Annotated in this window: 22 protein-coding genes; 16 read left to right on the top strand and 6 right to left on the bottom strand. The window is 74.1% G+C overall.

What is annotated here, in order from left to right; translation table 11 throughout:
- Window positions 1-35: 35 nt before the first annotated feature.
- The 6 genes from ACGFWJ_RS29555 (at window position 36) to ACGFWJ_RS29530 (ending at window position 4,624) form a co-directional block, all read left to right on the top strand.
- The gene (locus ACGFWJ_RS29555; protein ID WP_387648490.1) at window positions 36-296 is read left to right on the top strand and encodes a hypothetical protein; all 261 of its coding nucleotides are present in this window, start codon (window positions 36-38) and stop codon (window positions 294-296) included.
- A gap of 318 nt (window positions 297-614) precedes the next feature.
- On the top strand, window positions 615-1,442 hold the full coding sequence (locus ACGFWJ_RS29550) for a polysaccharide deacetylase family protein (protein ID WP_392955009.1): 828 nt from the start codon (window positions 615-617) through the stop codon (window positions 1,440-1,442).
- Entirely contained in the window at window positions 1,435-2,616 is a 1,182-nt protein-coding gene (locus tag ACGFWJ_RS29545) for a glycosyltransferase (protein ID WP_392955007.1), read from the top strand. The genes ACGFWJ_RS29550 and ACGFWJ_RS29545 overlap by 8 nt, the downstream gene beginning before the upstream one ends.
- A 134-nt stretch (window positions 2,617-2,750) precedes the next feature.
- Window positions 2,751-3,419, top strand: coding sequence for a sugar transferase (locus ACGFWJ_RS29540; protein ID WP_392955005.1), 669 nt, complete (start codon window positions 2,751-2,753; stop codon window positions 3,417-3,419).
- Window positions 3,420-3,523: 104 nt separating this feature from the next.
- Window positions 3,524-4,120 carry a NeuD/PglB/VioB family sugar acetyltransferase gene (locus ACGFWJ_RS29535; protein WP_387867457.1) on the top strand — a complete coding sequence of 199 codons (597 nt, stop codon included), beginning with the start codon at window positions 3,524-3,526 and terminating at the stop codon, window positions 4,118-4,120.
- A gap of 24 nt (window positions 4,121-4,144) precedes the next feature.
- Window positions 4,145-4,624, top strand: a complete 480-nt coding sequence (locus ACGFWJ_RS29530; protein WP_392955003.1) for an NUDIX domain-containing protein — start codon at window positions 4,145-4,147, stop codon at window positions 4,622-4,624.
- Window positions 4,625-4,695: 71 nt separating this feature from the next.
- Here ACGFWJ_RS29530 and ACGFWJ_RS29525 read toward each other — a convergent pair whose 3' ends face one another.
- Both ACGFWJ_RS29525 and ACGFWJ_RS29520 read right to left on the bottom strand, forming a co-directional pair.
- Window positions 4,696-5,625, bottom strand: coding sequence for an NAD-dependent epimerase/dehydratase family protein (locus ACGFWJ_RS29525; protein WP_392955001.1), 930 nt, complete (start codon window positions 5,623-5,625; stop codon window positions 4,696-4,698).
- 177 nt (window positions 5,626-5,802) lie between these two features.
- On the bottom strand, window positions 5,803-6,237 hold the full coding sequence (locus ACGFWJ_RS29520; RefSeq protein ID WP_387648674.1) for a PTS-dependent dihydroxyacetone kinase phosphotransferase subunit DhaM: 435 nt from the start codon (window positions 6,235-6,237) through the stop codon (window positions 5,803-5,805).
- A 372-nt stretch (window positions 6,238-6,609) separates the two neighbouring features.
- Here ACGFWJ_RS29520 and ACGFWJ_RS29515 point away from each other — a divergent pair, with 372 nt between their 5' ends.
- From ACGFWJ_RS29515 to ACGFWJ_RS29500, 4 genes are all read left to right on the top strand, one after another.
- Window positions 6,610-6,849 carry a DUF397 domain-containing protein gene (locus ACGFWJ_RS29515; RefSeq protein WP_392954999.1) on the top strand — a complete coding sequence of 80 codons (240 nt, stop codon included), beginning with the start codon at window positions 6,610-6,612 and terminating at the stop codon, window positions 6,847-6,849.
- A gap of 878 nt (window positions 6,850-7,727) precedes the next feature.
- Complete coding sequence (locus tag ACGFWJ_RS29510) at window positions 7,728-8,222, top strand: hypothetical protein (protein ID WP_387648470.1); 495 nt, start codon at window positions 7,728-7,730, stop codon at window positions 8,220-8,222.
- Between the two features lie 7 nt (window positions 8,223-8,229).
- Window positions 8,230-8,310, top strand: a complete 81-nt coding sequence (locus ACGFWJ_RS29505; RefSeq protein WP_341869173.1) for a putative leader peptide — start codon at window positions 8,230-8,232, stop codon at window positions 8,308-8,310.
- Between the two features lie 56 nt (window positions 8,311-8,366).
- Window positions 8,367-9,536, top strand: coding sequence for an acyl-CoA dehydrogenase family protein (locus tag ACGFWJ_RS29500; RefSeq protein ID WP_392954997.1), 1,170 nt, complete (start codon window positions 8,367-8,369; stop codon window positions 9,534-9,536).
- On the opposite strand, the gene ACGFWJ_RS29495 is transcribed toward ACGFWJ_RS29500, so the two are convergent.
- On the bottom strand, window positions 9,533-10,693 hold the full coding sequence (locus ACGFWJ_RS29495; RefSeq protein WP_392954995.1) for an aminoglycoside phosphotransferase family protein: 1,161 nt from the start codon (window positions 10,691-10,693) through the stop codon (window positions 9,533-9,535). The genes ACGFWJ_RS29500 and ACGFWJ_RS29495 overlap by 4 nt on opposite strands.
- Window positions 10,694-11,113: 420 nt before the next feature.
- On the opposite strand from ACGFWJ_RS29495, the gene ACGFWJ_RS29490 reads away from it, so the two are divergent.
- The 4 genes from ACGFWJ_RS29490 (at window position 11,114) to ACGFWJ_RS29475 (ending at window position 15,363) form a co-directional block, all read left to right on the top strand.
- Window positions 11,114-12,580, top strand: a complete 1,467-nt coding sequence (locus tag ACGFWJ_RS29490; RefSeq protein ID WP_392954993.1) for a hypothetical protein — start codon at window positions 11,114-11,116, stop codon at window positions 12,578-12,580.
- A gap of 262 nt (window positions 12,581-12,842) precedes the next feature.
- Window positions 12,843-14,270 carry a HEAT repeat domain-containing protein gene (locus tag ACGFWJ_RS29485; protein ID WP_392954991.1) on the top strand — a complete coding sequence of 476 codons (1,428 nt, stop codon included), beginning with the start codon at window positions 12,843-12,845 and terminating at the stop codon, window positions 14,268-14,270.
- A gap of 10 nt (window positions 14,271-14,280) precedes the next feature.
- Window positions 14,281-15,015: a DUF1775 domain-containing protein gene (locus tag ACGFWJ_RS29480; protein ID WP_392954989.1), complete on the top strand. Its 735-nt coding sequence runs from the start codon at window positions 14,281-14,283 to the stop codon at window positions 15,013-15,015.
- A gap of 21 nt (window positions 15,016-15,036) precedes the next feature.
- Window positions 15,037-15,363, top strand: a complete 327-nt coding sequence (locus ACGFWJ_RS29475; RefSeq protein WP_392954988.1) for a hypothetical protein — start codon at window positions 15,037-15,039, stop codon at window positions 15,361-15,363.
- On the opposite strand, the gene ACGFWJ_RS29470 is transcribed toward ACGFWJ_RS29475, so the two are convergent.
- Complete coding sequence (locus tag ACGFWJ_RS29470; RefSeq protein ID WP_387867436.1) at window positions 15,350-16,540, bottom strand: MFS transporter; 1,191 nt, start codon at window positions 16,538-16,540, stop codon at window positions 15,350-15,352. The genes ACGFWJ_RS29475 and ACGFWJ_RS29470 overlap by 14 nt on opposite strands.
- Before the next feature lie 82 nt (window positions 16,541-16,622).
- On the opposite strand from ACGFWJ_RS29470, the gene ACGFWJ_RS29465 reads away from it, so the two are divergent.
- Window positions 16,623-17,609: an ArsR/SmtB family transcription factor gene (locus tag ACGFWJ_RS29465; protein ID WP_392954986.1), complete on the top strand. Its 987-nt coding sequence runs from the start codon at window positions 16,623-16,625 to the stop codon at window positions 17,607-17,609.
- A gap of 7 nt (window positions 17,610-17,616) precedes the next feature.
- Here ACGFWJ_RS29465 and ACGFWJ_RS29460 read toward each other — a convergent pair whose 3' ends face one another.
- Window positions 17,617-17,769 (bottom strand): hypothetical protein, encoded by a 153-nt coding sequence (locus tag ACGFWJ_RS29460; protein ID WP_392954984.1) that lies wholly within the window; start codon window positions 17,767-17,769, stop codon window positions 17,617-17,619.
- 272 nt (window positions 17,770-18,041) lie between these two features.
- Window positions 18,042-18,494 carry a VOC family protein gene (locus ACGFWJ_RS29455; protein ID WP_387648447.1) on the bottom strand — a complete coding sequence of 151 codons (453 nt, stop codon included), beginning with the start codon at window positions 18,492-18,494 and terminating at the stop codon, window positions 18,042-18,044.
- A 224-nt stretch (window positions 18,495-18,718) separates the two neighbouring features.
- Between ACGFWJ_RS29455 and ACGFWJ_RS29450 the strand changes: the two genes are divergently transcribed.
- Window positions 18,719-19,216, top strand: a complete 498-nt coding sequence (locus ACGFWJ_RS29450; RefSeq protein ID WP_392954982.1) for an RICIN domain-containing protein — start codon at window positions 18,719-18,721, stop codon at window positions 19,214-19,216.
- Window positions 19,217-19,218 lie beyond the last annotated feature (2 nt).

Here is a 19,218-nt window from a genome sequence, read left to right as displayed (position 1 = left end):
GGCCCGGTGCGCGGGGCCGGGTTACCGTGGAGGGCATGGCAGACACCCCAAGTGATCGCGCCGCTACGCGCTGGTCCACCGTGTTCGGCGGCTGCGCCCTGCGCCGCCACCAGTTGCTGCTGTCCCTGGTCGGCGCGGGCTGCGTGGTGCTCGGCATCCTGGTCGCCGTGCTGGTCCCGGAGAGCGACGGCCCCGGCTGGGTGATGGCGGTGGCCGGCTGCCTGGCCACCGGGGTGCTGCTGCTCGCCCGGGTCGGCCTGGCGCTGCTGCGGCCCGGCCGCGACGCTGCGTCCTGACGCCCCGCGCCTGACGCCCCGCGCCGCGTGCTGACACCCCGCGCCTGACGCCCCGCGCCGCGTGCTGACACCCCGCGCCTGACGCCCCCGGCGACCGGCTCCCGGGAGGGGCGAACCGGCCGGGCGACCGGAAGGTGTCGGCCAAACGGACAGTGCCGGTCAGATCGACCGATTTTCGGCTTACCTACGCACTTCTTTCACGTTTCCCCAGCAGTGACACCACACTTCCCCCTACTGTGAAACCCATCGCCCGCGCAAGCCGCGGGCCGGGGGAGTTTCACCAGGGGTCGGTGCGGGGGCACCGCGAGGGGGGACGTCATGGCGAGCACCGCCGGCGACGCCACAGGCATCAGGACGAAGGTCAAACATCAGCTGGCCCGCGCGGCCGGCCGCGCTCCCGGCGAGGGCGCCACCGTCCTCATCTACCACCGGATCGGCGGCGGCACCACTGACGAGCTCGACCTCGCCACCGCCGACTTCACCGCCCAGGCCGACCTGCTCGCCGAGCTCCCGCCCGGCCGCGTGGTCCCGCTGGACACCGCCGCCGACCGGCTCGACGCCGGCCTGCGCACCCCCAGCACCGTCCTCACCTTCGACGACGGCTTCGCCGACACCTACGACACCGCCTGGCCGATCCTTCGGGAACGCGGCCTGCCGTTCACCGTCTACCTGGCCAGCGGCATGGTCGGAGGCCCGATGCGCTGGGAGGGCTCCACCGCCAAAGGCGCCCCCGCCACCGGGCTGAGCTGGGAGCAACTGCGCGAGATGGCCGCGTCCGGGCTGTGCACCGTCGCCAACCACACCCGCAGCCACGCCCGCCCCGCGCTGCTCACCACCAGCGAACTCGACGCCTGCGGCGACGACGTCGAGGAACACCTCGGCACCCGCCCGCGCCACTTCGCCTACACCTGGGGCACGCCCGTCCCGCACATGGAGGCCGCGCTGCGGGCCCGGTTCCGCACCAGCGCCACCGGGCGGGTCGGGCGCAACCTGCCCGGGGGCGACCCGGTCCGCTTCCACCGCGTCCCGGTCCGCCGCACCGACCCGATCGACTTCTTCCGGGCCAAGCTCTACGGCCGGCTGGTCCCCGAACGCGCCTACGCCCGGATCGTCGCCACCGCGAAGGCGGTGGGCGCCCGTGCCTGAGCCCTTGCGGTTCCGGGGCGAGGGCGGGCGGCCGCTGCGAGTCGCCCACCTCACCACCGTCGACATGTCGCTGCACCTGCTGCTGGCCACCGAACTGGCCGTCGACGTCGAACACGGCCTGGCGACGTACGGCCTCAGCGCCCCCGGCCCCTACCGGCAGCGGGTCGAGCAGCTCGGCGTCCAGTACCGGCCGTTGCGCTCGCTCACCCGCGCCTGGCAGCCCGCCGCCGACCTCGCCGCCGCCCGCGAACTGCTCGCCGCGCTGCGCGAGATCCGGCCCGACGTGCTGCACACCCACAACCCGAAGACCGGCGTCCTCGGCCGCGTCCTCGGGCGGCTCGCCCGGGTGCCGGTCGTCGTCAACACCTGCCACGGACTCTGGGCGCAGGCCCACGACCCGCTCGCCAAGCGGTTGCTGGTGCTCGGCGCCGAAGCGTTCGCCGCCCGGTTCTCGCACGCCGAGCTGTACCAGAACGCCGAGGACCACCGCACCCTCGCCCGCTGGGGCGTCCCCGCCCGGCGCGCCCGGGTGGTCGGCAACGGCGTCGACCTCGACCGCTTCCCCGCGCCCGGGCCGGAACGGGACGCGCTGCGCGCAGCAGTAAGGGAGCAGCTGGGCGTACGGGACGACGAACTGCTGGTCGGCGGAGTCGGCCGGCGGGTCGCAGAGAAGGGCATCCGCGAATACGCCGAAGCCGCCCGGGCACTGGCCGGCAAGGCCCGCTTCGTGTGGATCGGACCGGACGACCCCGACAAGCCCGACGCGCTGCGCGCCGCCGAAGCCGGACTCGAATTCCTCGGCAGCCGCGACGACATGCCCGCCGTGTACGCCGCGCTCGACGTCTTCGTCCTCCCCTCCTACCGGGAAGGGTTCTCCCGCTCCGGCATGGAAGCCGCCGCCAGCGGCCTGCCCATGGTGCTCAGCGACATCCGCGGCTGCCGCGAGATCGGCACCCACGACCAGCACCTGCTGCTCGCCCCCGCCGCCGACGCCGCCGCCCTCACCGACACGCTCGACCGGCTCCTCACCGAGCCGCACCTGCGGACCCGCCTGGGCACGGCGGCCCGCCGCCGCGCCCTCGAACAGTTCGACCAGCGCACCGTCGCCCGGATCTCCCTGGAGACCTACGCCGCCGTCGCCCACCGGCGCGGCCTGCCCTGGACCACCGACTGACCCGGCGCCACCCGCACCACGTTCACCGCCTTGCCCCGAGCGCCACCGTCACGCGCGCCAGCAGCCCGGCGCGCCCACCACCAGCCCCGGCAGGGGCCCACCACACCACCACGCAGCAACCCACTGGGGGAGAAATGAAGCGAGGGGGGGACCTCGCGGTCACCGCACTGGCCGGGATCATCGCCGTCCCGCTCGGCCTGGTGATCGCCCTCCTGATCCGCGCCACCATGGGCGGACCGGTGATCTTCCGGCAGACCCGCTCCGGCCGCCACGGCCAGGAGTTCCGCATCCTCAAGTTCCGCACCATGCGCGACAAGCGCCACCCGGACGAGCCCGATGCCCCGCGCATCACCCGCCTCGGCGCGCTGCTGCGGAAGACCAGCCTCGACGAACTCCCACAACTGTGGAACGTCGTCCGCGGCGACATGGGCGTCATCGGCCCCCGCCCCACCCTGCCCGAACAGGTCGTCCACTACTCACCCCGGCAACGCGGCCGCCTTGCGCTGCGCCCCGGCCTCACCGGCTGGGCGCAGATCCGCGGCCGCAACTCGATCAGCTGGCCCGAAAGGATCGAACTCGACCTCTGGTACATCGAACACCGCACCCTGCTGCTCGACCTGCGCATCCTGGTCGGCACCGCCAGGATGCTGCTGCGCCCCACCGGCATCACCGCGGCCGGCGGCGTCAACCCGGGCTTCCCGGTCCCCGCCGAGGCGCCTGCCCCGGCCGCGCCGCGGGTGGTGCTGCCGCGACAGGCCACCGCGGCCGCGCCCCGGCTGGCCCGGGAGGAGCTGCGCGGCTGACAAAAACGATTCGGCGTGTGCGGCCGGGCGGAAGCGGCTCACCCCGCGGCCGTCCGGTCTGCCGTATGGTCCGGGGCAGTCGGTGCGAGTGGAGGCGGGGCGGGATGCTGTGGATCGCTGGTGCGGGTGGGGTCGGCCGGGAGGCGCTGGACGTCGCGATCGCGGCGGGTGTGCCCGTCGCCGGGTTCCTGGACGACCGGCTGGCGGGGGAGCGGGTGCGCGGGCTGCCCGTTCGCAAGCCCGGTGAACTCCCCTCCGGGGCACCGTACTTGATCGGGATCGCCGATCCGGCGGTGCGGGCCCGGCTGGCCCTGCTGCTGGACGCGGCGGGCGGCAGCCCGGCCACCCTGGTGCACCCGCGGGCGATCGTCGCGCCGGAGACCGAACTCGCCGCCGGCTGTCTGGTGATGGGCGGCGCGCACGTCTCCAGCAGCGTCGTCCTCGGCGCGCACAGCCAGGTCCACTACAACGCCACCGTCGGCCACGACGCCCGCCTCGGCGCCCGCGTCACCGTCTACCCGGGCGCGAACGTCTCCGGCGCCGTCCTGCTGCACGACGACGCCACCGTCGGCTCGGGCGCCGTCGTCCTCCAGGGCCGCGCCGTCGGCCCCGCCGCGTTCGTCGGCGCGGGGGCCGTCGTCACCCGCGACGTGCCGGCGCGCACCACCGTGATCGGCGCCCCGGCCCGGCCGATGCCCTGATCGGCGCCGGTTAGGCTCCTGGGCATGGGAATTCCTGTGTTTCTGGCCGAGCTGCGCGAACTGGTGGGCCACCGGCCGCTGTGGCTGTCCGGTGTCGGTGTGGTGCCGGTGGACGAGGACGGGCGGGTGCTGCTCGGGCGGCGGGCGGACAACGGGGAGTGGTCGCTGGTCGGGGGGATCGTCGATCCGGGGGAGCAGCCCGCGGACGCGGCGGTGCGGGAGTGTCTGGAGGAGACGGGTGTGACGGTGCTGCCGGAGGCGCTGACCTCGGTGACCGTCTCGCCGGTGATCGAGTACCCGAACGGGGACCACGCCCAGTACCTGGAACTGACCTTCCGCTGCCGCCCGTTGGCGGGGGAGGCGCGGGTGAACGACGACGAATCGCTCGAGGTCGGCTGGTTCCACCCGGACGCGCTGCCCGAGCTGGACGCGTCCGCACGCAAACGGATCGAGCTGGCGCTGGCCGGAAACAGCACGGCGTACTTCGAACTGGGCGAAGCCTGACCGGCTGACCGCCGTGCCCCCGGAGCGCGCAACGGCGCACCCCGGGGCGGCAGTTCGCGCCGGGCGGCGGCTCAGGGCGTCCGGAACCAGGCCGCGGTGCGGTGCAGGCCCTCCGACAGCGGGACGGGCCGTATGTCGGGGAACAGCTCGCGCAGGCGGGAGTTGTCGGCCTGGGAATCCCGGACGTCCCCCGGCCGGGGATCGACGTGCTCGGCGGCGACCGGCTCGCCCAGCGCCTCACCGAGCAGGGCGATCAGCTCCAGCAGGGTGGTGCGGGTGCCGAACGCCAGGTTGACCGGATCGGCGCTGACCACCCGGCGCAGCACCGCCTCGGCGAGCACCTGCGCGACCGTGCCGACATAGGTGAAGTCGCGGCTCTGCAGACCGTCCCCATGGACCGTCACCGGCCGGCCGTGCAGCGCCGCGTCGAGGAAGGCCGGGACGACGGCGGCGTACGCGTGGCCGGCGGGCTGGAGCGGGCCGAAGACGTTGAAGAAACGCAGCGGGAGCACGCCCAGGCCGTAGCAGTGGTGGTAGGCCCCGAGATACGCCTCGGTGGCGAGCTTGGAGACCGCGTAGGGGCTCATCGGCGCGGTGCGCATCGACTCGCGCTTGGGCAACTCGCGGTTGGCGCCGTACACCGAGGACGAGGACGCCGCCGCCACGTACAGCCCGCCGGCCCGGCGGGCCGCCTCCAGCACCTCCAGCGTGCCGGTGGCATTGGCGTGGTGGCTGGCCAGCGGCGCCGCCACCGAGCGCGGCACCGAGGGCAGCGCCGCCAGGTGCACCACCGCGTCCGCCCCCGTGAACGCCGCGTCCAGCAGCGCCGGATCGAGGATGGTGCCCTCGAACAGCGTGACGTCCACCCCCGCCAGGTTGGCCTTGCTGCCGGTGGACAGGTCGTCCACCACCCGGACCTCCGACACCTCCGGACGGGCCGTCAACTCCCGGGCCAGATTGGCCCCGATGAACCCGGCCCCGCCGGTGATCACCACTCGCATCGCCGCACACCACCCCTCCGCCGGGCCCCGGGGATCCCCCCACCGGGCCGATGCGCCGACTCTAGCCGCGCGTCCGGGCCCACCGGGCCGAAAACCCGGTCAGTCGCACCCAAACCGTCCCATCGGCCACAATCCCGTACGACGACCGGCCGAGAACGGGCAGCCGCACGGCGGGTTTCAGCGCTTCGGGCGCCGCCCGGCCTCCTCCGCCGCGTTCAGCACCGCCGCCAGATCGCCGCCGGCCGTCGCGGTCGCCACCGCCGCCACCGCGCCCTCCACGAACGGCGCGTCCGCGAACCGCACCGGGAACGGCAGGAGGTGCTCGTCGGCCTCGCTCAGCAGCGCCAGCACCGTGTCGACCGCGCTCTCCAGGTCGCACAGCACCACCACGCCGTGGCCCTGGTCGACCCGCCGGGCCGCCGTCGCCACCAGCACCGCGCTGGTGCCCAGACCGTCCGCGATCGAGCCGCCGGTCGCCACCACCGGCGCCGGATCGCCCGACTCCGCCACCGCCAGGGCCAGCGCCCGCACCGCGTCCGCCACCTCGTGGCTGTGCGAGACCAGCACCACGCCGACCCGCCCGTGCCCGGCCGGCCGCGACGGCCGCGGCACCGTGGGCGTCGGGGCGGGCAGCGTGCCGGTCGCGGTGCCCGCCGCCGGGGCGGACGGCGCGGTGGTGATCGGGATGACGTCGGCGCGGCTGCCGTCCCGCTGGTCCATCGGCTGCTCCCCGGTGTGTGGCTGACTGATCGCCACCCATCCCTACCTCGAACGGGCCCCCGTGGCCTGCCTTTAGCACAGGTGTCGGCCGGACACGGCCGGATCGGACCATCTCGACCACCCGCGGGGCAGACCCGGCGCGATCCGCCGAACCCGCCGCCCGCGATGGCTAGGCTGGCCGCTCGAACACCGACAGAGACCGACACGGGTCGGCTGTCGGCACAGATCGGCAAGGGCCGGTACGGCAGCGGAGGGAGCACCACCATGGCGGCACAGGCGGCGGACCGGCGCAAGATCGAGCTGGATGTGAGCGGAGCCGAGTGGCAGTCCGCGAACGACGACCCGAACGGTGTGCAGATCGCCTTCGTCGACGGCTACATCGCGATGCGCAACGGCGCGGAGCCGGACGGCCCGGCGCTGATCTTCACCCCCGCCGAATGGCGGGCCTTCGTCCTCGGCGCGCGGGACGGCGAATTCGACCCCAACCGGCAGACCCAGGGCTGACCACGGCTGACGAGGGCGCCGGCACCCCGCGCGGTGGCCGAACTCGGCACCCACCGGGCCGAATTCGGCCCCCCCGGTGTCGAATTCGGCCGCACGCGGGCGGATTTCGGCCGTTTCGAAGGTGACCGGTACGCCCGGACTGCCCTGATCCGCACCCGTCGAAACCGCTCGCGAAGGTGACGAGCGGGCATACTCCGAGGTTACAAAAGAGTTCTGATGGGCCGAAACTTGTTGACTGTCCGACAAGCCTGCCAGAGAGTAAGAGCAGGCAGACGCCGTGCCGACCGCCCCCACGCGGTCTGGCACGGCGCCCGCTTGTGCTGCCCGTCACCGGCGCCGATGACGGGCCCTCCCACCCAGAACCGCACAGAGTGCGGCAGCCGTCGCGACGGGAGCGAGCCCGACCGGGAAGAGCTACTCCCCGGCAGGGCCAAAACCCGGATTCCGCACGCCCCCACGCGGCGGTGATCCGGGCAAGGTCCGCGAACGCGACGGCGGGAGGGCCCCCGCGGACCTGGCTCGGTGTTTCCTATGGCTCTTGTGTGCCGCTTCCTCCGGCCCGTCCACCGCTCCGACGCTTGCCGCGTCGCGCAGGCTCTCCGCGGCGGCGAAGAGTTGGAAGACCGATTGAATCAGCAAATGGTGCTTGTGAGTTCACACGACTGACGTTCACACGACCGCGTGCGCAGTGAGGGAATGCGCGCAAGGCACGCTGCGACAAGCCGCACCCTGTGGATCTCGCCCGGGGCGGCCGTCGTGCTGAACCGAACGTAGCCCGGACGGTTGCTCAGAGTCAACATTGGTCCCTGAGCGTAGATCCCGGCCTGATCGCGGACCCACTCACCTGCCCCCGCCCACCGGGCACGTACGATGGGCCCATGTCATTTCTCCGCCGTCGCTCCGGACAGCCCGCCGGCCCGGACTTCGACGTCCTGGCGATGGACCCGGGCGACTGGCCCGGCCTGTTCGGGGCCATGATCATGGCCGGTCCGGACGGATCCTGCCAAGGCATTTTCCTGCGCTACGACCTGCTCGGTGGCCGCGGCCCCGCGATGCTGATCGGCAACGTCCCGCAGGGGTCACCCGCCCGCGAGAGCGAGGACGGCGTGCCCTTCGAGGTCCGGCAGCTGCTCGCCGCCCTGGAGAACGACGAGCCGGTGGACTTCGTCTCCGCCGAGGACTTCCCGGTCATGCTCGGCGACGACCTGCTGATCGTCCGGAAGGTCAAGGTCAGCGAAGGGCGCCTGTACTGCTCCCAGTTCGGGCGCAGCGACGACGTCCAGGTCACCATCGCCTCCTGGGACCGGCCGATTTCGGACGACCTCTACCAGCTCCTGAAGCCGCTTCCGGCGGAGATGTTCCAGCAGGACTAGGCGCGCGATGCCCCGGCCACTGCTGCTCACCCGCCGCCTGCACGTGGACCTCCGGCGCACCGCCGGCGCGGCCTGTCCGGCGTCCTGACCCTTCCCGAGTCCAGGACCGCCCGACCGACCACGCCCGCCCGGAGGACCGCCGCCATGCCCCGCACCCCCGCGCACACCCCCGCCGTCGCCGCCGGAAGCCCGACCGACGCCGCACGCGGAACCGATTCTGCGAACAGCCGGGACGAGACCGCCCTCGAACGGGTCCTCGGCCGGCTGCCCCGGGTGGTCGACCTGCTCGCCGCCCGCGCCGCCGAACACGACCGCGACGGCACCTTCCCGTACCAGGGCATCGAAGCCGTCCACGAAGCCGGGCTGCTCACCCTGACCGTCGGCCACCGCTACGGCGGACCCGGCGCCGGACTCGCCGACACCGTACGGGTGTTGGCCCGGCTCGGCCGAGGCGACGCGTCCGTCGCGCTGCTCACCGCGCACACCCTGCTGCACCACGCCGAACAGGCCGCCGGCGCGCCCTGGCCCGCCGCGCTCTACCGGCGACTGCTCACCGAATCCCGCCGCGGCCCCGCCCTGGTCGGCACCCTGCGCGCCGCCCCCGGCCGGCCGCCCGCCGTCACCGCCCACTGGCACGGCGACGCCTGGCGACTCAGCGGCCGCGCCGCGCAGTGTCCCGGCGCCGAAGCGCTCGCCTGGCTCGCCGTCGAAGCCCGCACCGAGGAACAGCGGCCCCGCACCGGCCTGTTCCTGATCCGCGCCGACAGCCCCGGACTCGAGATAGACCCCGCCGCCGACCAACTCGGCCTGCGCGCCGCCGCCGGCCACGACGTCCTGCTGGACGGCGCCCGGGTCGGCACCGACGCCGTCCTGCTGCCCCGCACCCCCGCCCCGGCCGGCCACCCGCTGGCCGCCGCCCGGCGTCAACTCGCCCTCGCCGCCGTCCTGCTGGGCACCGCCCGGGCCGCCCTCGACTGGTCCGCCGGACACCTGCGCGGCAGCGCCGCCCACCGCCGCCCGATCGGCGAACTCGACGCCCGGCTCACCGGCGCCGAGGAACTCGTGCACGGCCTCGCCACCCGCATCGACGCCGACCCGGCCGCCGCCGGGCGCGCCCCCGCCGTCCAGCTGCTGGCGGCCCGCACCGCCGCCGACACCGTCCAGCAGGCACTCGCCCTCACCGGCTGCGCCGGCCTCGACCGCCGCCACCCGCTGGAGCGCCACCTGCGCGACACCCTCGGCCTGCGCACCCAACTGCCCGCCGAGGACGCCGTCCTGGACGCCCTCGGCGAAGCCCTGTTGGGGACGGCTTAGCGGGTGCCGACCGCCGCGCGGACCGCGCGGCGGGCCAGGGACGCGTCGTCGTAGAGCCGGCGGATCATGATCCGCTGCTCCTCGCCCGCGCCCGGGAGGTCGTGCATCCGGAGCTCCCGCATCAGTACCAGCGTCAGGTTGACCAGGAACGCGTCCCGGGCCAACGTGCCGCCGGACTGGGCGAGTTGGCTGATCTGGCGGCGGGCCGCGGTGTCGCCCGACAGGACGCTCCACAGCACCGCCAGGTCGTAGCCCGGCAGGTACCAGCCGGCCTGTTCCCAGTCGAGCAGGACCGGGCCGGACGGGGCCAGCAGCACGTTGCCCAGCAGCGCGTCGCCGTGGCAGAGCTGGCGCGGGACGGAGGACAGCCCGTGCAGCAGGCCGCGCAGGTCGCCCGCGTCGCGGTCGGTCAGCAGGCCGAGCGAGTGGAAGCGGGCGATCTCCGTCTGGTAGTCCAGCGGCTGGTCGAACACGTCCGTCGGCGGCCGCCACAGGTTCAGCGTGCGTACCGCGCCGAGCACCGCGCGCACCTCGCCCGGCGTCGGCGCGTTCGCCGGGTGCCGCTCGCGGGCCGCCGGACGGCCCGGGACCCGCTCCAGCACCAGTACGCAGCGGTCGTGGTCGGCCGCCACCAGGCGCGGCAGCCGGACCGGCGGGCGGTGTCGCACGAACGCCCGGTACACCGCCACCTCGTGGTGGAACCGGTCCATCAGCTGTGCCGCCTGCGGGCCGCGCAGCGCCCCCGGCGCCAGGCACTTGGCCACCACCGGGGCCCGGCCGATGGTGCCCGCGACCAGGATGTGCCGGCTGCCCTCCCGCAGCACCTGCCGGGGCAGGAACGCGGGACATATCCGCGCGACGTTGGCGAGCACCGCACGCACCGCCGGGGTCTGCAGCGCGGCCGGATCCACCCGGTCCACGAACGCCTCGACGCCCCGCCCGGGCATCGGACGGCCGATCCGGCCCGTCTGCTCCGGCATCGGACGGGTCACCAGGGTGGTGCGCCCGCGCGGGTCGCGCAGCTCCACGGTGCGCGGCACGGGACGGCCCGCACCGGCGGTCGGGGGGCGCAGACCGGAGCGTGGCGGGCGCGCGGCCGCGCCGTCCACCCCGATCGGGGCGGTCGGTCGAGTACCGGTGCTGGCTGTGGAGTACATGGGCGGGTGAGGGTCCTTCCTTGACCGGCGGCAAAGCTTCACGGGGCCCGGACACGACTGGGGTCGGGCCGCCGGGTGGGGAGCGGGCGCCGGGCACGGAGCCGGACCCGGCGAACCGGCCGCACCCTGGGGAAATGCGTCCGCTCCGACCGTCCGTGCCATGCCCGGTGCCCCCGCGCCACCCGGTTGCGCCACCCCCTGAACCACGCGGCTGGGACCGGCTCCTGACTGGCCGTCGGGTCGACATCCGGGCCGGTCGGGGGCCGTTCCGACGCGAAGTCGGGGTGGCGCATACCTACCTGACACCCGATCGGCACTGGCACGCCACATAGCGGACCCTGGCGAACCCTGGCGAATGGTCGCTTGGCATGTGACAGAGCCACTAGGGTCGTGAGCCAGCCGATGAACCTGGGGGCTCATTTGAGCAGGGGGCCGAACAGCAGACTGGCCGACCACTTCGCACTGACCGGCTGGTCGAAGGGCGAACTGGCACGGTTGGTCAACCGGCGGGGTGCCGCACTGGGCGAGCAGCAGCTGTCCACCGACACCTCCCGGGTCCGGCGCTGGATCGAGCAGGGCGAAATCCCGCGCGACCCGGTGCCGAGGGTGCTGGCGGCGGTGTTCACCGAGCGGCTCGGCCGTGTCGTCACCACTGAGGACTTAGGTCTCGAACGGCACCGATCCGCCAGGTCCGGCAGCACGGCACCACCGCCGACGGAACCCGGGGCACCGGATCGGACGGCCGCGGTCCTCACCGAGTTCACGGGAATGGACCTCATGCTGAACAGACGCGGACTGGTCGGCGCCTCCGCGGCCCTCGCGGCGGGCGCGGTCATCGCCGACAACCTGCACGACTGGCTCACCGGCGGCGCGGCCGCCGAAGCCGCCAGCGGCCCCCGCACCCGGGGCCCCGGCCCCGTGGCCGACGTCTACGAAGCCGGCCCGGTCGGCGAGGAGGAAGTCACCGCCCTCGAACGCTCGGTCGAGGTGTTCCGCGCCTGGGACGCCTCCCGCGGCGGCGGACTCCAGCGCAAGGCCGTGGTCGGCCAGCTCAACGAAGTCGGCGGCCTGCTCACCCACGGCCACCCCGCCGCCCTGGAACGCCGGCTCTGGACGGTCGCCGCCAACCTCGCCGTACTGGCCGGCTGGATGTCCCACGACGTCGGACTCGAACCCACCGCCCAGCGCTACTTCGTGATCGCCGCCCAGGCCGCCCGGGAGGCCGAAGACCGACCCCGGGCCGCCGAGGCCGTCTCCCGCGCCGCCCGCCAGATGCTCCACCTCGGCCGCGCCGACGAGGCACTCGAACTCATGCAGCTCGCCCGGGCCGGCACCCGCCCCGCCGACGGCGCACTGCCCCGCACCCGCGCCATGCTGTGCACCGTCGAAGCCTGGGCGCACGCCTCGCTCGGCCGCTCCGACGCCACCCGCCGGACCCTCGGCGAGGCCGAACACCTCTTCGTCCAGGAGGCCGACCGGCCCGCCCCCGGCTGGATGCAGCTGTTCGACGAGGCCGAAATGCACGGCATGCAGGCGCTCGTTCACCGCACCCTCGCCGAACACGACGCCGGCGCCGTCCCGTTGGCCGTCCACCACGCGCAAGAGGCCGTCCGGCTGCGGCAGAAGACCGGCCGGGAACGCTCCGCGCTGCTCGACCGGATCACGCTGGCCTCCGCGCACTGGATCGCCGGCGAACCCGAGGCGGCCGTGACGCAGGCGAACAGCGTCCTCGACGGGATCGACCAGACCTCCTCCAAGCGCACCTGGGACCGGCTCCGCGAGATGGACCGGCTCGCCGAACGCCACCAGGGCCTGCCGGCCGTCGCCGAACTGCGCGAACGGATCCGCGACGCACTGCCCGCGCCCCGGGACCCCCGGCCGATCTGAGCCGCCGGTGCGTGACGGGCGCGTGACAAGTGTGTGGCACGCGCCCGGCGCGCGGACCCGACGTCCGGAACCGGTCGATCCGGTACGGACGGAACCGGCTCGGACTGGCCGTACCTGCGGAAATCCGTTGCCCTGTGTGCGGATCGGCCCCCGAGCCGGTAACCTTCGGTGATTCCGGCGCCCGGGCGCCTGAGCTGTGCCAACCGACCCCGGCGACGGAAATCCCGTTGCCTTGACGACCGCCGCAACGGATGCTGACCTCATGTTCGAGCCAGTGATAGCGCCCAGCGCCAGCCTCCTCGGCCTCCTCCAGAGAGGCCGCGGGGACGGGCAGCTGCATGCGTTGGCCGCAGACCGCGACGAGGCGATCACCGCCGTCGAGAGCTGCGTGACCAACGACCCCCGCGCCGACTGGCAGGTCGAGAACCGCTCCTTGTACTACGCGCGGCTCTACATGGAGTTGGAGGCCCCCCTCACCGGCCTCGAACTCCACCTCACCTCCCCCGAGGACGCCACCGACACCGACGAGGCCCGCACCGGCCTCGCCCTGGCCGTACTCGGCCACCTCGCCGGTTACGGCCGCCGCGACGCCCTCGACCTGCTGCGCGCCTACACCACCACCGGGACCAACTGGGCCTGGGCCCTCGACGAACTCGCCCTGCGCGACACCGACGAGGCGCTGCTCGCCCTGGCTCCCGCCGTCCTGCGCCGCTTCCCGGCCGGTCCGGAGGGCGACGCCGAACTGCGCGAAGCCATCCGCGCCGCGTACGAGCCACGGGTCTGGCGGCTGTGGGCCGTCCACCACCCGCGGATCGCCACCGCGAGCGAGCAGTCCCCCTTCGACCTGTGGCAGCGGCAACTCAACCGCCCCGGCGTCACGCCCGGTTGGTCCACCGCCGACGTCCTCGCCTGGGCCGACCAGGGCGAAAGCCGCGAACCCGGCGCCCTCGCCCGGCGCGCCGCCGCGGCCGCCCGCTGCCTCACCGCCGTCGTCCGACCCGAGGACGCGGCACTGCTGCACGAGGCCGCCGCCGGTGGCCCCGCCGGCGCCCGCTGCGCCGCCCTCCGGCACCTGGTCGAACAACGCGACCCGGCCGCCGCCGAATACATCGAGACCGCCGCCGCCGACCTGGACCACCGGATCGTCGCCACCTCGCTGGAACTGCTCGGCCGGATGCGAGGTCCCGAGGCGCTCAAGCACGCCCGCCGCTGGGCCGACCCGGCGACCGGCAGTGCCGACAGCGCCCTCGGCCAGGCCGCCGTCCGCCTCCTCGCCGACGCCGGCGAAGCGTGCGACGCACCGCTGGTGGTCGCCGCGCTCCACCAATGGATCTCGCTGAACGGTGTCACCGGCACCGCCCTCGGCAGCCTCGTCGACGGCATCGGCCGACTGCGCGCCGCCGCGGCCGTGCCAGCCCTGCGGCACGTCTACGGCGAAGCGGCCTCCTCCGAACTGCGCGGCCGGGCCGCCCAGGCACTCGCCGTCACCGACCCGTACTTCGGGGAGGGCCCGGCCGTCGAATGCCTGTGGGACTGCGAGGAATCCACCCGGGAACTCGCCGCCACCCACGTCACCACCACCGGTGACGCCCGCGTCCTCGAACGTCTGCGCCGACTCGCCGCCGACCCCGCCGAGGAAGCCGAGGTCCATGCCGCCGTTCGCGGCCGTCTGACGGCCCGCGACCGGTAGAGTCACGCCCATGCAGCGATCGCGAGCTCCGCGCCACGCCCTGACAGCCCTCCTCACCGCAGGGATGCTCCTCGGGGCGGCCGGCGGCGCCGCCGCCCACGTCGAGGTCAACACCTCGACCGCGCAGGCGCTCAGCGTCGATGCCACCGTCACCTTCTCCGCCGAGGGCGAGTCCTCCACGGCGGGCATCACCGGCCTCAAGGTCACGCTGCCCGCCGGGCTCGCCCCCGCCGACATCACCTCCGTCAAGACCCCCGACGGCTGGGCATTCACCCCCACCGCCGACGGCTGGACGGTCGCCGGGCCGGCCCTCGCGCCCGGCGCGGCCGCGGAGTTCTCCGTGAAGGTCCGTCAACTCCCCGCCGCCACTTCGGTGGTGTTCAAGACCCTGGTCGACTACTCCGACGGTCACACCGACCGGTGGATCGAACTCCCGCAGGGCGACAGCAAGCCGGAACACCCGGCCCCCGTCCTCGCCCTCCGCCCGGCCGCCGCCGGAGCCACCCCGCTTCCCGCTGCCGCGACGCCTTCGGCCGCTGCCAGCGACTCCGCCGCGCCGTCCGCCACCGCGCCGTCCTCTGCCGCGCCGTCGGTGTCCGCCACCGCCTCGGGCACGCCCGTCGTGTCCGAGAAGGACACCGAAAGCATCACCACGATCGTCCTCGGCGGCCTCGCCGCGGTCGTGGTGCTCGGCACGCTGATCGCCTTCGCGGTGCGTCGCAGGTCCTCCCGCCGCGACAAGTAGCCGTCGCGCACGGCCGCACTGATGGACTGGTCACTGCTCACCGACGCCTGCGGACCGGCGGACCACCTACCGGCGCTACTCGAACGCTTCGCCGCCGACCCGGCCGCCCGCTGGCCGGAGTTGATGGACCACCTGTGCCCGCAGCTGGACACCGCGTACCCGGCGAGCTGGGCGGCGTTGCCCCGCCTGGCGCAGATCGCGGCTGCCCACGACGGGACGACGCATGCGGTGCCGGTGCGACCGGCCGAGACGGACCAACTCGACGGCCCCCAGCCCGGTTGTACGAGCGGGAGTTCAGCCTGTCCGGACTGCGGAGCGGGGTTCGGGGTTGTGGTCAGGCCGGTTTGAGGTGGGGGAGGGTGCGGACGTGGGGGGAGAGGAGGGGGAGGAGGGTCAGGGTGGCCTGGGTGAGGGCGGCTGTGGTGGCCAGCAGGTGGGGGCTGTAGTGGGTGGCGAGGGGGCCGCAGGCCAGCTGGCCGAGGGGGATGGCGAGGTAGGAGAAGACGTCGGCGTGGGAGGAGACGCGGGACAGGAGGTCGGGTGGGAGGTGTTCCTGGAGTGAGGTGTCCCAGGCGGTGGTGGCGAGGGCGCTGCCGAGGCCGGCGGTGAGGGCGGCGGCGAGGAGCCAGGGGGTGGGGGCGTGCAGGCCGAGGGCGAGGAGGGGCAACGGGAGGGTCAGGCCAGCGAGTTGGCCGGCGGCGAGCAGGCGGGGGAGGGCGAGCCGGTAGAGGGCGGCGCCCGCCAGCAGGAGGCCGGTGCCGCGGGCGGCGAGCAGGGTGCCCCAGAGGGCGGGGCCGGAGAGCTGTGGGCCGAGGATCTGCCACGGGCCGGTGAGCAGCAGGTTGGTCGCGCAGTAGGACCAGGTCGTCCACCAGATCCAGCGGGTGCGCCGGAAGGCCGTCCAGCCTTCGCGCAACTCCGGTAGCAGGGATGCCCGTTGGGCGCGGATCCGGCCGGCCGGGAGGCGGGCGAGGCAGAGCGCGGCGGGCAGGTAGCTGAGGGCGTCGCCCGCCACCGCCCAGCCGGCGCCCACGCCCGCCACGAGGAGTCCGGCCAGTGCCGGGCCGAGTACCTTGCTGCCGTTGGCGGCGATGCCCAACAGGGCGTTCGCGGGCCGCAGTTGCTCACGCGGGACGAGTTCGGGCAGCACGCCGACCAGCGCGGGCGAGGTGAACGCGGTGAGCAGGCCGTTGAGGAACTCGAGGGCGGCGATCGGGCCGAGCGCGTAGTGGCCGGTCAGCAGCAGTGCCGCAACCAGGCCCTGGGTGAGGCCGGCCCCGAGGTGGGTGGCGAGCAGGACGGTGCGGCGCGGGAGGCGGTCGGCGATCGCGCCGCCCAGCAGCAGGAACGCCAGCAGGGGGAGCGTCCGCAGCGCGAGGACGACGCCCAGGTCGGTGGCTCGGCCGGAGCCGTCGAGCACCGCGAACGCCAGTGCCACCGGCGCCATCGCGCTGCCGAGCAGGGAGATCGCGCGGCCGGCGAAGAACCAGCGGAAACCGGGGTGGTGAAGGAGTGGTGGAAGCACCCGCAGAGTGTGCGAGGCCGCACCGCCGGGCCTCTATCGTTTCGGCGACCGACGAAAGCTGAGGAAGGGGCGGACGTTCGCCATGGTGATGCTGCGACTGGACTCGCTGGCGCTGTCACGTTCCCGGTTCGCGCTGTCGCCGTTCGCCGAGACGCTCGCCGCGATCGTCCAACTCGCCCGCCCCGCAGCGGATTCGTGGCATCCGGAGTGGCATGCCCGGCATCGCGTCGAGTTCCACGCCCGGCTGCGGGCGGACCCGTACGCGCGGGGGCTGGTCGGGCTGATCTCGGCCACGAAGTGGCTTCCCGAGCATCTGGTGGTGCCGCCCGGCGGCGGGATGGAGACCACCCTGGAGTCCGAACTCGCCGAGGCGGCGCGGGTGCCGGACGAGGCGGTACGGGAGAGCCTGCGGCTGTCGCTGGCGCACAGCTGGGAGAGCGACCGGCACCTGGACTGGCTCACCGGACGCCAACACGGCGCGCGGGCCGCCGAGTTGTTCCGCGCGGTCTGGGACACCCACCTCGCCGCCGAGTGGCCGGCCCGCCGGGCCGTCCTGCAGCGCGACGTCACCCACCGGGCCGGACTGCTCGCCGCGCACGGCTGGCCGCGCGCCCTGCACCTGATGAGCCGACGCACCGCGTGGGTCGGCGCCGACGCCATCCGGTTCAGCGACCGGCCCGGCCCGGACCAGGTGGTCGGGCCGGACGGGATGCTGTTCGTCCCGGTCAGCTCCCGCAGCAGCTCCTGGCTGTGCCATGCACCCGGCCGCCCGCACGCCCTGGTCTACCCCGCCCGCGGAACGGGCGTACCCGGCCCCGCCGCCGCCGGTGACCAGGCCCTCGCCCGGCTGGTCGGCGCCGGCCGCGCGGCGATCCTCCGCCACCTCGACATTCCCGCCACCACCAGCGAACTCGCCACCCTGATGGGCCAGTCCGTCGGCACCGTCGGCGGCCACCTCGCCGTCCTGCGCGACACCGCCCTGGTCGACCGCACCCGCCTCGGCCGCCGCGTCCTCTACCACCGCACCCCGCTCGGCGACCACCTCGCGGACGGGCGGCCGGGGTTGTGACGGGCCGTCAGGGACTCTGTGTCCGATCCAGCCTGGCCAGGTGGGCCACCAGCAGGTGTTCCTTGCGGAGCAGCCGTTCGCGCTCCTCGGCGGGAAGGCCGGCGAGCGCATCGGTCAGCACGCGCCCGCGCGGGACGAAGACCAGCGCGGTGGAGTACACCCGGCAACCGGCACACCAGCCGAGCCGGACGCAGCGCTCGTAGCCGGACGACTCGGGCGGGTGGAGCCGGTACAGGTACGAGCGGACGGGGGCGTCGCAGTCACCGCACAGGTAGCGGTCCCCGTCGCGGCGGGGCTCCCAGGGGTGGACCTTCAGCCAGTACGGGCGGCGGCCGGGCGCTCTTCAAGTCGTCGTCATGGCGGGCATCTTCGCACAGCGCGAGGATGCCCGTCCGTGCCGGCCGGCCGCACCAGGGGCGGGGTGACGGGACGTCAGGCGACGCAGAACTCGTTGCCCTCGGGGTCGAGCATGATCCACCAGTGGCCGACCGGGCCCTGGTCGTGTTCCTTGACGCGCTTGGCGCCGAGGGACTCCAGGCGCTCGACCGTGGGTTCGAGTCGGCCGTCGGAGTGGATGTCGAGGTGGAGGCGGTTCTTGGTGGACTTGGCTTCGGGGACGTCCTGGAAGAGGATGCGCCGGCCCTTGCCGATGCCGCTGACGGGGTCGTGCGGGTCGTCGGGGTGGCGGACGGCGGAGAAGCCGCGGAACTGCTTGCGGCCGTCCGGGAGTTCGAGCACGGCGGCGGCGGGGAGGCGACCGGCGGCGAGCAGGGAGTCGATCAGCGCGGTGGGGTCCTCGACCTCGTACTCGAGGGCGGCGGCCCAGAACTCGGCGATGGCGGAGGCGTCGGCGCTGTCAACGACCAGTTTCCAAGCGAGTGTCATGGCACCGCATCAAATCGCACACCTGATCGAATCACAAGCAATGCAGGTGGCTGCGGCGTGTCGGGCGGGCAGTGTGCGCTGCTCAGGTGAATTGCCGTGGCCGATCAGGGCGACGCGGATCGTGGCGGGCGCGAACCGGTGGTGCGCGCTCTAGCTTCGCGACTGGGCGGACGGGCCCGGTCCGGGCCCCAGGTGTCCGCGAACAGCTCGGACAAGGAGAGGCAGTGCACATCACCAGGAAGGCCGCCGCCACCCTCGCGGCGGCGGTCTCACTCGCCGGCGTCGTCGTCCTCGGAGGCGGTCCGGCGAGGGCCGAGGGCGAGTCGTTCAGCAAGTCCGTCCAGGCCGCGAGCGACGGCACCAACCTGGACGAGTACCTCGGAGCCGCCTTCTTGACCCGGGACTCCGAACTCGGCTACCAGGACTGGACGTTCACCAAGGTCGCCGAGACGTCCGACGGCCTGGGCGTCTACACCATCAAGGGCGGCCACTACGGGAAGTGCATCGCGGACGCCGGCGACGGGCACTCCGTGACCCAACTGGTCTGCGACCCGGACGACGAGTACCAGAAGTGGGTGGTCGACACCGACCGGGAGCGCAGCACCATCGCCAGCAACGAGGACCCGGAGATGGTCCTTCAGGCCAACGGGGAGGACCAGTCCGTGACCATCGAGCCGGCCGACGGCCGACTGCACCAGTGGTGGATGCTCTACGACAAGTAGCG

It is taken from the genome of Kitasatospora sp. NPDC048407 (genome assembly GCF_043200475.1).
In the GTDB taxonomy this organism is placed as follows: Bacteria; Actinomycetota; Actinomycetes; order Streptomycetales; family Streptomycetaceae; genus Kitasatospora.
The sequence above is the reverse complement of the archived record's forward strand: the minus strand, read 5'-3'. Positions and strand labels throughout refer to the sequence as shown.